Source organism: Intestinibacter sp. (assembly GCF_051866655.1).
In the GTDB taxonomy this organism is placed as follows: Bacteria; Bacillota; Clostridia; order Peptostreptococcales; family Peptostreptococcaceae; genus Intestinibacter.
In genome coordinates this window covers 1-13,491 of sequence record NZ_JBJDXL010000415.1, presented here as the reverse complement: position 1 = coordinate 13,491, position 13,491 = coordinate 1, and the positions used below count along the sequence as shown (strand labels likewise).

14 protein-coding genes are annotated in these 13,491 nt (G+C 30.5%); all 14 read left to right on the top strand.

Annotation, left to right across the window (positions count from 1 at the left end; translation table 11 throughout):
• Positions 1–136 precede the first annotated feature (136 nt).
• The 14 genes from sigG to spoIVA all read left to right on the top strand — a co-directional run bounded on the left by sigG (position 137) and on the right by spoIVA (position 12,986).
• Entirely contained in the window at positions 137–910 is a 774-nt protein-coding gene (gene sigG / locus ACI3VO_RS12575) for an RNA polymerase sporulation sigma factor SigG (protein WP_320625247.1), read from the top strand.
• A 279-nt stretch (positions 911–1,189) separates the two neighbouring features.
• A complete protein-coding gene (locus tag ACI3VO_RS12570) occupies positions 1,190–1,456 on the top strand; it encodes a YlmC/YmxH family sporulation protein (protein ID WP_439758245.1) in 267 nt (88 codons plus the stop codon).
• 33 nt (positions 1,457–1,489) lie between these two features.
• Complete coding sequence (nrdR, locus tag ACI3VO_RS12565) at positions 1,490–1,948, top strand: transcriptional regulator NrdR (RefSeq protein ID WP_320625245.1); 459 nt, start codon at positions 1,490–1,492, stop codon at positions 1,946–1,948.
• 1 nt (position 1,949) lies between these two features.
• Positions 1,950–2,672, top strand: a complete 723-nt coding sequence (pgeF, locus tag ACI3VO_RS12560) for a peptidoglycan editing factor PgeF (protein ID WP_439758244.1) — start codon at positions 1,950–1,952, stop codon at positions 2,670–2,672.
• A gap of 12 nt (positions 2,673–2,684) precedes the next feature.
• Positions 2,685–3,368, top strand: a complete 684-nt coding sequence (locus tag ACI3VO_RS12555) for a winged helix-turn-helix domain-containing protein (RefSeq protein WP_439758243.1) — start codon at positions 2,685–2,687, stop codon at positions 3,366–3,368.
• A gap of 42 nt (positions 3,369–3,410) precedes the next feature.
• A complete protein-coding gene (locus ACI3VO_RS12550) occupies positions 3,411–4,712 on the top strand; it encodes an ATP-binding protein (RefSeq protein ID WP_439758242.1) in 1,302 nt (433 codons plus the stop codon).
• Positions 4,713–4,829: 117 nt separating this feature from the next.
• On the top strand, positions 4,830–5,765 hold the full coding sequence (locus tag ACI3VO_RS12545; protein ID WP_439758241.1) for a YIEGIA family protein: 936 nt from the start codon (positions 4,830–4,832) through the stop codon (positions 5,763–5,765).
• A gap of 27 nt (positions 5,766–5,792) precedes the next feature.
• Entirely contained in the window at positions 5,793–6,725 is a 933-nt protein-coding gene (locus ACI3VO_RS12540; protein WP_439758240.1) for a YIEGIA family protein, read from the top strand.
• Position 6,726: 1 nt separating this feature from the next.
• A complete protein-coding gene (locus tag ACI3VO_RS12535; RefSeq protein ID WP_320626651.1) occupies positions 6,727–6,924 on the top strand; it encodes a capping complex subunit for YIEGIA in 198 nt (65 codons plus the stop codon).
• Between the two features lie 88 nt (positions 6,925–7,012).
• Positions 7,013–8,338: a DUF512 domain-containing protein gene (locus ACI3VO_RS12530; RefSeq protein WP_439758239.1), complete on the top strand. Its 1,326-nt coding sequence runs from the start codon at positions 7,013–7,015 to the stop codon at positions 8,336–8,338.
• 13 nt (positions 8,339–8,351) lie between these two features.
• Positions 8,352–9,680 carry a ribosome biogenesis GTPase Der gene (der, locus tag ACI3VO_RS12525; RefSeq protein WP_439758238.1) on the top strand — a complete coding sequence of 443 codons (1,329 nt, stop codon included), beginning with the start codon at positions 8,352–8,354 and terminating at the stop codon, positions 9,678–9,680.
• A gap of 21 nt (positions 9,681–9,701) precedes the next feature.
• Positions 9,702–10,307 (top strand): glycerol-3-phosphate 1-O-acyltransferase PlsY, encoded by a 606-nt coding sequence (plsY, locus tag ACI3VO_RS12520; protein ID WP_439758237.1) that lies wholly within the window; start codon positions 9,702–9,704, stop codon positions 10,305–10,307.
• 24 nt (positions 10,308–10,331) lie between these two features.
• Positions 10,332–11,357: an NAD(P)H-dependent glycerol-3-phosphate dehydrogenase gene (locus ACI3VO_RS12515; RefSeq protein ID WP_439758236.1), complete on the top strand. Its 1,026-nt coding sequence runs from the start codon at positions 10,332–10,334 to the stop codon at positions 11,355–11,357.
• Between the two features lie 153 nt (positions 11,358–11,510).
• Positions 11,511–12,986 (top strand): stage IV sporulation protein A, encoded by a 1,476-nt coding sequence (spoIVA, locus tag ACI3VO_RS12510; protein WP_439758246.1) that lies wholly within the window; start codon positions 11,511–11,513, stop codon positions 12,984–12,986.
• Positions 12,987–13,491: the final 505 nt, after the last annotated feature.

Genomic DNA, 13,491 nt, shown 5'->3' with positions numbered 1-13,491 from the left:
AAAAAGATAATTTTTAGACTTAAAAAAGAGATGAAAAAATTTTTATAAAAATAAATAAGTTCTCATTAAAAGTATAAAAATATATGATGTGTAAATAATTTCATATATAGAATCTTTTAAGAGAGGACTGAAATTTATGATTATTAATAAAGTTGAAATTTGTGGTGTAAATACATCAGAACTTCCTGTACTTAAGCCTAATCAAATGAGAGAGCTATTAGTTAAGATTAAACAAGGCGACGAGGAGGCGAGACAAAGATTTGTAAAAGGAAACTTGAGATTAGTTCTAAGTGTTATACAAAAATTTAATAATAGAGGAGAAAACGTAGACGACTTATTTCAAATAGGATGTGTTGGACTTATAAAAGCTATTGATAATTTTGATTTAAGTCAAAATGTAAGATTTTCTACTTATGCCGTTCCTATGATTATAGGAGAGATAAGGAGATATCTTAGGGATAATAATCCAATTAGAGTTTCACGTTCTCTAAAAGACATAGCTTATAAAGCTCTACAAGTAAGAGAGAGATTGATAAGAACTAATTCAAAGGAGCCTACGATTTCAGAAATTGCTAAGGAATTAGATATGGAGGTAGAGTCAGTAGTAATGGCTCTTGATGCTATACAAGATCCTATATCTTTATTCGATCCAGTTTATCAAGACAACGGAGATGCTATATTTGTAATGGATCAAGTACAAGACAAAAAAGACACAGATGAAAACTGGCTAGAGCAAATAGCTTTAAAGGAGGCTATAAAAAAATTGAGTTCAAGGGAGAGATTAGTCCTTGATTTAAGATTTTATAAGGGAAGAACTCAAATCGAAGTGGCAGATGAAATCGGTATTTCACAAGCGCAGGTATCTAGAATCGAAAAAAACGCCTTAAAAAATATGAGAAAGTATATTTAAATACAAAATTAAAGCAAATAAAACTGTCGTATAAGTGATTTAATGATCGCTTTATGGCAGTTTTATTTTTATAATATATTTACAAATCACTAAAAAGTTTGATTATTTTTAAATAATGTGTAAAATAAAACTAAAAGGAAAATAATTATAAAATTTATAGATAATATCATAGTGAATTTTTTCTAGCTGTCAATAATAAACTTATATAAGAAAATCTTTATTTTAGAAATTTATCTAGTAAAGGTACATGTATATTGCTTAAAAAGGGGGAATTTAACTATGATGAGAATATCCGATATTATGGAAAAAGAAATAATAAATATAAAAAATGGTAAGAAGTTAGGTTTTATAACAGATATAGATTTAGATATCGAAAGTGGCAAGGTATCTTCATTTTTGATAACAGGAACCTCAGGGAGTTTTTTTTATAGAGGAACAGAGGTTGATACTGTATTTTGGAGAGATATCTTGAGAATAGGCTACGATACTGTACTTGTGAATATAGGTTCAAGCTTAAATTTTGATAAAGATCAAATCGATATCTAAAAATTAAATCCTACCTAACTGAGGAGGAAGAACATGCAATGCCCATATTGTAATTATAAAGAATCTAAAGTCGTAGATTCTAGACATACAGATAGTAAATCTATTAGAAGAAGAAGAGAATGCGAGTCTTGCAAAAAGAGATTCACAACTTACGAAACAATTGAGACAACACCTATAATGGTAATAAAAAAGGATAATAGTAGGGAAATATTTGATAGAGAAAAAATAAAAAGAGGAATAATAAAATCCTGTGAAAAAAGACCTGTTTCAATAGAGCAAATAGAGAGCATAATTTCTTATGTAGAAAATGAAATAAATAAAAATTATATAACAGAGATAAGCACTAATAAAATCGGCGAAATGGTCATGGATAAATTAAAGGATATAGATGAGGTATCATATGTTAGATTTGCATCTGTATATAGACAATTTAAAGACATAAATACTTTTGTAAGTGAACTAAAAAATATTTTGATGGAGAAAGGTGATTAGTATGACACAAGCTGTAATAGATAGAAATGATTATTTAGAAATTAATATGGAGGAATTAAATTTTGTCAAAATAGCCATTACAACTAGTAATATAGATGCAAAAAATAGAGACGATATAGAAAAGACATTTAAAGATGTATTTACTTTAAAAAACTTAAGCAAAAACAAACAAATTCACTCTGATATAGTAAATAAAGTAGATAAAGACAATATCGGACAAATAATCGATGGAGATGCTATTATAACCAATGAAAAAAATGTACCTCTTTTAATTTTAACAGCTGACTGCGTGCCAGTCGTTTTAGTCGATACAAAAAACAAGGCTGTAGGGCTTGCACATGCTGGCTGGAGAGGAACATATGCTAAAATATGTGAAAAAACTTTAAAAGCTATGAAGGATAATTACAATACAAATCCCGAAGATGTAATGGCTGTTATAGGACCGTCTATAGGAAGCTGTTGCTATGAGGTTTCTCGTGATTTAGTTGAAAAATTTAACAAGCTTGTTACAAATAGTGATGAAAAAATATATAAAATAAAAGGTGAAAAATATTATCTTGATTTATGGAAAATTAATACATATATATTGAAAGAATTTGGAGTATTGGAGTCGAATATATTAAATATGAATATTTGCACTAGTTGTAACTGTGATAAATTCTTTTCCTATAGAAAACACGATAAGACAGAAAAGAGAATAGGAACCTTCATTGAAATAAAATAAGGGGGTAATATTATGGAGGAAAAAATATTAGTTATAGATGACGAAATGCATATAGTAGAGCTTTTAAAGTTCAATTTAGAAGTAAATGGATACAAGGTTGATTATTCACAGGATGGCTTTGAGGGATATCACAAGGCAAAAGAATTTAAACCTAATTTAATACTTTTAGATTGGATGTTACCTAATATAAGTGGAATGGAAGTACTAAAAAAGATAAGAAACGATCAAGAATTAAACGAGACACCTGTTATTATGTTGACAGCAAAGAATATGGAAAGAGATAAGGTAAAAGGGCTAGAAGAAGGTGCAGATGACTATATAACAAAACCATTTGGAATAAAGGAATTACTAGCTAGAATAAATTCTGTGCTTAGAAGATATAATATAACTGCAAATAAGGTAGAGGATGTATTAAGTGTTAAGGATTTAAAAATGGATTTGATAAAACATGAAGTCACTAAGAAGGACCAAAAGATAGATTTGACAATTAAGGAATTTGATTTACTTAAATTGTTACTTCAAAATAGAGGGAAGGTTTTATCTAGAAACTTTTTATTAGATAAAGTATGGGGATATGAGTATTTTGGAGAGACAAGAACGGTAGATGTTCATATTAGATATTTAAGAAAAAAAATCGAAAATGATGGAGAAAAATATATAGAGACTATTAGAGGGATTGGATATAAAATTAATTAAATTTATCCTTATAATTTAATTATAAAAATTGAGGTAATATTTATGGATGCAAATTTATATCAGTTAAATGAAGCATATTTCTTTGTATTGCTTATTACAACAGCTTTGGCTATCTTGCTTGTAAGATATACAGTTACTCTGCGCAGGTACTTAAAGGAATTCACGATAGTTTCTAAAAAAGTAAGTAATAAAGAATTTCACGCGAGATTAAATACATATGTAAAGGGTGAATTAGGAGAGCTATCTAAAAATTTCAATTACATGATTCAGATAATGGATAGCACAATTGAAGAGGTTGAATACAAGCATCTTCAATTGACATCTATAGTAAAAAGTATATCACATGGAATTTTGGCGATTGATATAAAAGGAAATATTCTACTTATAAATGATATAGCTAAGGAAATGTTAAAAAGCGATACAGAAATTAATTTAGAAGGCTTAAATTTTAAAAATGTTGTAAAAGATAAAAGTATATTAGAGGTATTCCAAAAGTACGTAGGAAGTACCCAAAATGAAGTAATTGAGCTAAATTTAAAAAATAATCTAGTTTATAGAATAAAAATCGACCCTGTTTACCTCCAAGATTCAAAACATGCAATAATAGGATCTATTATAAATATCGAGGATATAACAGATATTGTTAAATTGGAAAATATGAGAAGAGATTTCGTGGCGAATGTAAGTCATGAATTAAAAACACCGTTGACTTCTATTACAGGGTTTGTAGAGACTTTAAAGATTAACGATGATATAGATAAAGATACCAGAAATCATTTTTTAGACATAATCGAAAAGGAATCAAATAGACTTAAGGGCTTAATTGAAGATATATTGCTGCTTTCTTCAATTGAAAACGGCCAAGATTTATCTTATGAGGATGTAAAGCTATTTGACGTGTTTAAAGAAGTATATGAGATAACAGAGTATATAGCTTGCTCTAAAAATATAACTGTGGATTACGATTTTGAAGATGAGGATGTACATATTTTAGGTTTTAGAGATAATGTAAAGCAAATATTTTTAAATTTAGTTGATAATGGTATAAAATATACTCCTGAAAATGGAAGAATTGAAGTAAGACAACATTACGATATAAAAAATCAAAATATAGTAATAGAATTTAAAGACAATGGAATAGGAATACCAAAGGAATCTTTAGATAGAATATTTGAGAGATTTTACAGAGTCGATAAAGCGAGAAGTAGGGACATTGGTGGAACAGGCCTTGGTCTTGCCATTACAAAGCATATGGTAAAATCATTAGGTGGCAATATTACAGTTGAGAGTATTTTGGGAATTGGAAGTAATTTTATAGTTACAATTCCTATGGAAATAAAATAATAAATGCAAATCGAAAATCTTATGTAAATAAATCTATGATATATAGAAATTTTACATAAGATTTTTTCTTTTGTGCAAAATAATATTTAAATAGAATTTTGTAAAGGAGAATTTAAGATGACCGAGAGTGTATTAAATGAAGCTTTGTTTAGACATTCATTTATAGTAGCTGTATTATTAGGAACTTTGTGTAGGTTTTTAGTACTTAGAATAAACGACAAGCAGTATCCGATGAGACCACAGGATTATATAGAGCAAATTATAATGGCTGGACTTACTTCTTCATTAGGAGCTATTGCATTTCCAGCACTTATGGATAAGGAGTTTGCAGCTCTTACATTTTTGGCTGTAGGGATTCAACAGTTTCAGGGCTTATCTCAGCAGGAAAAGATTACTTTGAATAATATCGATGACGATGAATTAGTTCCAAAGGGTGTAGCGTATATAGAAGAAATATCTTCTACCTATGAGGTTAGGAGCTATGTTAGCTTATTTTCGGCTTTATTTGCATCTACAACTTATATATTGGTTTCGAAGCGATTTGATGCCAATATATGGATTTGCACAGGGGCTGCAGTTTTATCAGCTTTGGTAGTAGGGCTGATATTTAGAAGGGTACTAAGAAGAAATAGTATAGGCGATATTGCAGATATAAAAGAAGCTCGAATTTATTTCGAGGGACCTATAATGAAAGTCAATGGTGTCGTGATAACAAATATAGGGCTTAAATCGACTAGAGATAAATTTTTAAAAAATGGAATCGCAATTGAAGTAGTTCCAAAGGATAGAAAGGATTTTGGTGTTGTAAACGATTTAGGACAGAGAGATGCAATTATACATAACATATTTATCCATACTGGTATAGACAAGGATGTCGATGAACACGATATAGTCTCAACATCGAAGGTAGATTTAAAAACAAAAAGTGTATTGATTGTATTTATGCCGATTTTAAATGATATGGAGCTTATAAAAAAAGTTGCAGCGAGCACTCCTATATTAGAAGTATCGAAGGGAAAACAGAGCGAGTACAAAAATTTAATAAAGCAGTAAAGTTTGATAAAATTTGAGAGGTGCAAAATGGACAAAGTTTTTTTTATAGGAATAATAATAGGAGTAATGACTAGATTGATTATGCTAAATCTAGATCAAAAGCAATACCCTACACAGCCTAATGTTTTGATTTCACAGCTTGTATTGGCCTTTGTAGCGTCTTCGCTAGGAGCACTATTAGTTCCAGCGTTGATTGAGAGATCTTATACATCGATAACATTTTTATCTCTAGCTGGAGAGCAGTTTAGACAGGTTAGAGAAAATAGAAGGGACACTCTAAGTGAATTAGAAAAAAAACAGCTGGTAAAGAGAGGTAATGCATTTATAGAAGAAATAGCTAAAACATACGAGGTCAGAAATTATATGTGTATAATAACCTCATTTGCGACAGTTGGATTTTATTATTTGATTACTTCAGAATTCAATATATCTCAAAATATTGGATTGATAATCAGCACTGTAGTTGGGATTGTACTGGCGTTTATTTTAAAAAGAATTATGAGAAGAGATTCTATTGGAGATATAGCAGATGTAAAGATTGTAGATATAGAGTTTGAAAATGAGAGTATCTTAAAGGTTGGTGATCTGAGTGGGATAACAAATGTCGGATTAAAAAAGGATAGGGATAGATTTTTAAAATACGGTGTCGGAATAGAGATAATCCCAAAAGATAAAAGCTATATTAATGCTTCTATAATACAAAATCCAGGTCAAAGACAGACAATAGCATATAACTTATACAGCAGATTGGGTCTTTACAGACAAAAAAACGAACCGGTTTTTACTCCTTTGCCCAGAAGAAATCCTAAAAATGAAAGCCTTGTAATAGCTTATTTACCGATAGAAAAAGACGAACAAGCCATTATAAACGTAATAAAATCATGCCCAATAATTTCAAGTGCTAAAGGTAAAAATTTAGCATTAAAAAATTATATAATTGGCGGAAAGGAAGGTATGTAATATGTCGAATATATCTATAAACGATTTTACATTGGCAGTAATAACTACAGATAGAAATATGAGTTTTACAGGAGGATGCCCTGTATTTTATGCAAGTGATGACGACGATATGCAAGAGAAGGCTATGCTTATGGCAAAATGTGTAGATGGAGTAGTACATCAAATAGGAAAGGAGACTTTAATAGTCGTAAAGCATTAAATTTTATGTATAGAAATTTAAGTATTTGACTAACTTAAAATTATACGATATGATAAAGTGATGTATTTTAAGAAAAGGGTGAAAGTTTATGGAAGTGAATGTAAAAAATAGCAATAATATAATAAGCAAAGTTTATAAAGACTCTATTGCCGAGGAAATCGGAATAGAAGTAGGAGATTTATTAATAGCTGTAAATGATCAAAAAGTTCACGATATTATAGAGTATAAATTTTTAATAAGCGACGAATATATAGAGTTAGAAATACAAAAAAGAGATGGAGAGGTCTATATATATGAAATAGAAAAGGATTTTGATGAAGAGTTAGGTATAGAGTTTGTAAACCCTATAATAGATAAGGCAAAAAGCTGTAGAAATAAATGTATCTTTTGTTTTATAGACCAGCTTCCAAAGGGAATGAGAAAAACTCTTTATTTCAAAGACGATGATTCAAGACTTTCTTTTTTACAAGGAAATTTCATAACTTTGACAAATATGAGTGAAGAAGATATACAAAATATAATAAAATATAGAATAAGTCCGATAAATATTTCAGTGCACACTACAAATCCAGAGCTGAGAACAAAAATGATAAACAATAAGCGCGCTGGAAAATTACTAGAAACTATGAAAAGACTAGCAGATGCACAGATTGAAATGAACTGTCAGATAGTTCTATGCCCAGGATATAATGATAAAGAGGAATTGGATAGAACTTTAAGCGATTTATCAAGTTTATATCCATATGTAAACAGTGTTGCTATAGTACCTGTGGGCGTTACAAGATACAGAGAGAATCTAGCAAAGCTAGATATATTTGATTATGAAACAGCAAATCAGACTATAGATCAGGTACATCGATTACAAGATAAGTATTTAAAAGAATTAAATACTAGATTTGCGTTTTTATCAGATGAATTTTATATAATTGCAAAAAGACCGCTATTAAATTATGATGAATATGAAGGCTTTTTACAATTTGAAGACGGTGTAGGTATGATTTGCAAGCAAGGAACAGAAATTGTAAAATATTTAGAAACTATAGAAGAAAATTACGATATCAAAAAGACTGTTTCAATAGCTACAGGTAGCTCAGCCTATGAATTTATATGCGATATGGCAGATAATATAATGAAAAAATTTAAGAATATAAAGATAAACGTATATAAAATAGTCAACGATTATTTTGGACATACTATTACTGTATCAGGCCTTATAACAGCAACAGATATTGTAAAACAGTTAGATGGCGAGGATTTAGGAGAAGCCCTATATATAACTAGATCTATGTTAAAGGGTGATGAAGAAGTATTTTTAGACGATATAACATTAGAACAGCTTGAGGAAAAATTAAATATTAAAGTTATACCTTGTGAAAACGAAGGAAAAATATTTGTAGATAAAATTATAAACTAGAAGGGAGAATAAAATGAGCGATAATAGACCAATTGTAGCAGTAGTTGGTAGACCGAATGTAGGAAAATCGACGCTGTTTAATAAATTAGCAGGAAAGAGAATATCAATAGTAGAAGATACACCGGGAGTTACAAGAGATAGAATATTTGCAGAGGTAGAATGGTTAAACAAATATTTTACTCTAATAGATACTGGTGGTATAGAAAAGGACAATGGAGATATAATAGTATCTCAAATGAGAAATCAAGCTATGTTAGCTGTAGATATGGCGCACATTATAATTTTTGTCGTAGATGGTAAGGCAGGTCTTACTGCAGCAGACAAAGAAGTAGCACAAATACTTAGAAAGACAAATAAACCAGTTTTACTAGCTGTAAATAAAATCGACAGTGTAAAACAAATGGACAATATATACGATTTCTATGAACTAGGCTTAGGTAATCCATATCCAATATCAAGTGCAAATAGTATGGGTCTTGGAGATTTACTAGATGAGGTTGTAGAACAATTCCCTAAAGGATTAAACACTGAGTACGACGAAGATATAATTAGAGTAGCAATAACTGGTAAGCCAAATGCAGGTAAGAGTTCAATATTAAACAATCTTTTAGGTGAAAATAGAGTTATAGTAAGTCCAATTGCCGGTACTACAAGAGATGCTATAGATACATATTTTGAAAAGGATGGACAACAATATTTACTAATAGATACAGCAGGTATAAGAAGAAAAAGTAAGGTATACGAAAGAGTTGAGAAATTCAGTGTAATTAGAGCTATGAGTGCAGTTGAAAGAGCTGACGTGGTTTTAATAGTTATAGATGCGACAGAAGGTGTTACAGAGCAAGATACTAAGGTTGCAGGTATAGCTCACGATGAAGGTAAAGGATGTATATTTGTAATAAATAAATGGGATTTAGTACAAAAAGACAACAAGACATTAGGTAATTACACAAAGGACATAAGAGAAAAATTCCCATTCATGATGTACGCGCCTATTTTATTCGTTTCAGCGCTTACTAACAAGAGAATGGACAAGGTACTAGAAACTGTAAATACTGTAGCTAATGAACACGCAAAACGCGTTACTACATCTGCATTAAATGATGTTATAGGTGAGGCAGTTATGCTTAATCAACCACCATCAGATAAAGGTAAGAGACTTAAGATTTACTACGGTTCACAAACTGGAACTAAACCACCTAAGTTTACATTATTTATAAACGATAAAAAGCTTACTCACTTCTCTTATCAAAGATATCTTGAAAATAAAATAAGAGAAAATTTTGGATTTGAAGGGACTTCAATACAATTCGAATATAGAGAAAAACAAAAAAGAAAATAATATATATGTAGGGGGCCGGATATGTTAGTTTATTTAGTTATAATAGTAGTTGCCTATCTTTTGGGCAATATATCAACATCGTATATTATTGGTAAAAAATTGGCAGGAGTAGATATAAGAACTCAGGGGTCTGGAAACGCAGGTTCTACAAATGTTCTTAGAACTATGGGTAAAAAGGCAGGAGCCATGACTTTTGGAGGAGATTTACTAAAAGGTATGTTAGCAGTATTTTTTGCTAAAATACTGGCTCATTACACAGGGGCTGATGAACTTACAAGTGCTTATATAGCTGTAGTATTTGTTGTAATTGGTCATAATTGGCCAGCATTTTTAGGGTTTAAAGGAGGAAAAGGAGTTGCAACTTCTTTAGGTTCAATGCTAGCTGTAAATCCGATTTTAGCTCTTTCATGTTTTGCATTTTTTTTAATAATAGTAGCGGTTACTAAGTATGTTTCTTTAGGTTCTGTTTTAGGTATATGTATATCTCCTATATTGATGCTTATTACTCACAATCCAAAAGGAATTTTGGTTACTCTGTTTTTATCTGCATCAGTAGTTTATACTCATAGGGCGAATATAAAACGCCTATTAAATGGAACAGAGAGAAAACTTGGCGAAAAAAAATAATAATTTATATTAGGTGGTGTCGTTATGGATAAAATGTGTGTAGTAGGTACAGGAAGCTGGGGAAGTGCTCTTGCACTAGCTCTTTGCCAAAATGGATATAAGGTAGATATGTGGACTAGAAATCAAAAACAAGCAGAGGAAATAAATACAACAAGGGAAAATTCTAAATTTTTACCAGGTGTGGTTTTTCCAGATGGTATAAAAATATCTACAGATTTAGAAAGTGTAATAAAAGACAGTAAAATAGTAGTATTGGCAGTTCCATCTCAAGCTGTGAGAAGTGTCAGTAGACAAATAAAGCCTTTTATCAAAAAAGAACAAATAATAGTCGATGTTGCAAAGGGACTTGAAAAAGGAACAGGACTTAGATTATCTCAAGTAGTCAAAGAGGAGCTACCAAATAACGAATACGTCACTTTATCTGGGCCATCTCATGCAGAAGAGGTTTCTAGATATATGCCGACTACAATAGTTGCAGCGTCACCAAATTTGAAAGTAGCTGAAATTGTACAGGAGGCATTTATGAATCCTACGCTTAGAGTATATACTAATCCAGATATAATAGGTGTCGAATTAGGTGGAGCTCTAAAAAACATAATAGCCTTTGGAGCAGGTATGTGCGATGGTTTAGGATATGGTGATAATACAAAGGCAGCTTTGATGACTAGAGGAATTACAGAAATAGGAAGATTAGGAGTTGCTATGGGGGCTAATGTTACAACATTTACAGGCTTATCTGGAATAGGTGATTTAATCGTTACTTGTACTAGTATGCACAGTAGAAATAGAAGAGCTGGTATACTTATGGGACAAGGTAAAAGCTTGGAAGAGACTCTAGATGAAGTACAAATGGTTGTAGAGGGCATTGTTGCTACAGAGGTTGCATATAAAGTCAGTAAAGAGTTAAATATCGATATGCCTATTACTAATGCTATTTACTCAGTATTGTACCAAGGTGTGGATCCAAAGGAAGCTGTAAAAACTCTTATGACTAGAAATAAGAAAAATGAAATGGAAGAAGTAGTTAATCACGGTTTTGTACATAATTAATTTAGATAAAAAGGTCGTATAGATTTTGATTTTAATTAGAAGTTGAAATTTATACGACCTTTTTTAATGTCGTTAATTTATAGCTATTAATATTTTTGTTATAAAATTCAAAATCTCTCAATATACTTTAATAAGAAATGTATACAGGAGGGAATAACTATGAATATTTATGAGGATATAGCCAAGAGGACTCAAGGCGATATATATATAGGCGTCGTTGGACCTGTCAGAACCGGAAAATCAACATTTATAAGAAAGTTTATGGAAACACTAGTTTTACCTAATATAGAAAATGACTTTAAAAGAGAGAGAACAAAAGACGAAATACCTCAAAGTGGCTCAGGGAAAACTATTATGACTGTAGAGCCCAAATTTGTGCCAGCAGACGGTATTGTTATAAAGCTCAAAGATTCTGTATCCCTAAAGGTTAGAATGGTTGATTGTGTGGGATACATAGTTGAAGGGGCATTAGGCCACGAGGAAAATGGTAAACAAAGATTAGTATCTACACCATGGTCAAAGGACGCCATGACATTTGAAGAGGCGGCAGAGATAGGAACAAAAAAAGTAATAAGAGATCATTCGACAATAGGGGTGGTTGTAATAACTGATGGATCTGTAACAGGAATAGAAAGAGGTAATTATATAGAGGCTGAGGAGAGAGTAATAAACGAGTTAAAGACGATAAAAAAACCATTTGTAGTAGTTTTAAATAGCCTAGCTCCAAAGGAAGAAAAAACAGAAGCCTTGAGAAAAGAATTAGAGGAAAAATATGAAGTGCCTATATTGCCGGTAAATGTGGAGCAAATGGAGGAGCCTGATATAGAGAATATATTGGAGACAGTATTATATGATTTTCCATTAAATGAAATAAGAATAAATATTTCTAAGTGGGTAGAAGGATTAGAAAAAAATCACTGGGTGAAACAAAGTATTATATCTACATTAAAGCAATGCATAGTAAATTTAGAAAAAATTAGAGATATAGATAAAATAGTAAAGGGATTTGAAGAACTGGAATTTTTAAAAGGTGTTACAGTCGATAGCGTAGAGCTAGGAGAAGGGATAATTAATATTGAGCTTGGAACAAAGCAAGAATTATTCTACAATGTTTTAGAAGAAAAAAGTGGATTTAAAATTGAAGAGGATTGTCAGCTGTTAAATTTAGTTACAAGCTTGTCTAAAATAAAGCAAGAGTACGACAAAATAGAAGTTGCCCTAAACGATGCTAAAAATTTCGGATATGGAGTAGTAGCGCCATCATTAAGTGAATTGAGCTTAGAAGAGCCCGAAATTATAAAGCAAGGAAAGCAATATGGTGTTAAATTAAAAGCAAATGCTCCATCTCTTCACATCATAAAAGCAGATATTTCGACAGAAGTTTCTCCAATAGTGGGCAACCAAAATCAGGGAGAGGAAATGGTTAAATATCTTTTAAATGAATTTGAACAAAATCCTAGTGAAATATGGGAGTCAAATATGTTTGGCAAGTCATTAAATGATCTAGTTAAAGAGCAATTACAGAGTAAATTATATACTATGCCAGAAGAAATAAGATTTAAAATACAGAAAACTCTACAAAAGATTATAAATGAAGGTAGCAATAATATAATAACTATAATTCTATAAGAAAATCTTTATCCTAAAAATCTACAAAATAAATGAAAATTCAATCAATTCATAAAATTCTTAATTGTTTTTCGTAAATTAGATTACAAAAAAAGGTTTTTTTAGTAATTTCCTTATGCTATTAAGGAAATTTTTTTTGTGTTCAAAGTATTGAAATATAAAGGTTTATTAGGAAAACGTTTCGCAAAAATAGACAAAAAAATAAGAAAAGTTAGAAAAATGTGGAAAAATGTAGTATAATCATATTAAGAGATTTAAAAAAAATTATATGTATTGCACATGTTAATTAAAAAAAATCTCTAAGGTATATTATTTTTTTAAATTTTTAGGAGGGGTTTTATGGAAAATATAGTAAACGCGGTCAATAACGTCGTGTGGAGTAACTGGTTAGTTTATTTGTGTTTATTAACAGGGGTTTATTTCTCTCTAAGAACTAAATTCTCTCAAATCAGAAACATAAAAACTATGGTCAAATTACTTCTTAGTGGTGAAAAATCTGATGAAG

Bases quoted from the DNA above. Each gene is read 5' to 3' on its own strand.
- ACI3VO_RS12540 (WP_439758240.1), top strand. From the start codon at position 5,793: ATGGACAAAGTTTTTTTTATAGGAATAATAATAGGAGTAATGACTAGA.
- ACI3VO_RS12545 (WP_439758241.1), top strand. From the start codon at position 4,830: ATGACCGAGAGTGTATTAAATGAAGCTTTGTTTAGACATTCATTTATA.
- plsY (WP_439758237.1), top strand. From the start codon at position 9,702: ATGTTAGTTTATTTAGTTATAATAGTAGTTGCCTATCTTTTGGGCAAT.
- ACI3VO_RS12515 (WP_439758236.1), top strand. From the start codon at position 10,332: ATGGATAAAATGTGTGTAGTAGGTACAGGAAGCTGGGGAAGTGCTCTT.
- pgeF (WP_439758244.1), top strand. From the start codon at position 1,950: ATGACACAAGCTGTAATAGATAGAAATGATTATTTAGAAATTAATATG.
- sigG (WP_320625247.1), top strand. From the start codon at position 137: ATGATTATTAATAAAGTTGAAATTTGTGGTGTAAATACATCAGAACTT.
- ACI3VO_RS12570 (WP_439758245.1), top strand. From the start codon at position 1,190: ATGATGAGAATATCCGATATTATGGAAAAAGAAATAATAAATATAAAA.
- ACI3VO_RS12530 (WP_439758239.1), top strand. From the start codon at position 7,013: ATGGAAGTGAATGTAAAAAATAGCAATAATATAATAAGCAAAGTTTAT.
- ACI3VO_RS12550 (WP_439758242.1), top strand. From the start codon at position 3,411: ATGGATGCAAATTTATATCAGTTAAATGAAGCATATTTCTTTGTATTG.
- ACI3VO_RS12555 (WP_439758243.1), top strand. From the start codon at position 2,685: ATGGAGGAAAAAATATTAGTTATAGATGACGAAATGCATATAGTAGAG.
- nrdR (WP_320625245.1), top strand. From the start codon at position 1,490: ATGCAATGCCCATATTGTAATTATAAAGAATCTAAAGTCGTAGATTCT.
- ACI3VO_RS12535 (WP_320626651.1), top strand. From the start codon at position 6,727: ATGTCGAATATATCTATAAACGATTTTACATTGGCAGTAATAACTACA.
- der (WP_439758238.1), top strand. From the start codon at position 8,352: ATGAGCGATAATAGACCAATTGTAGCAGTAGTTGGTAGACCGAATGTA.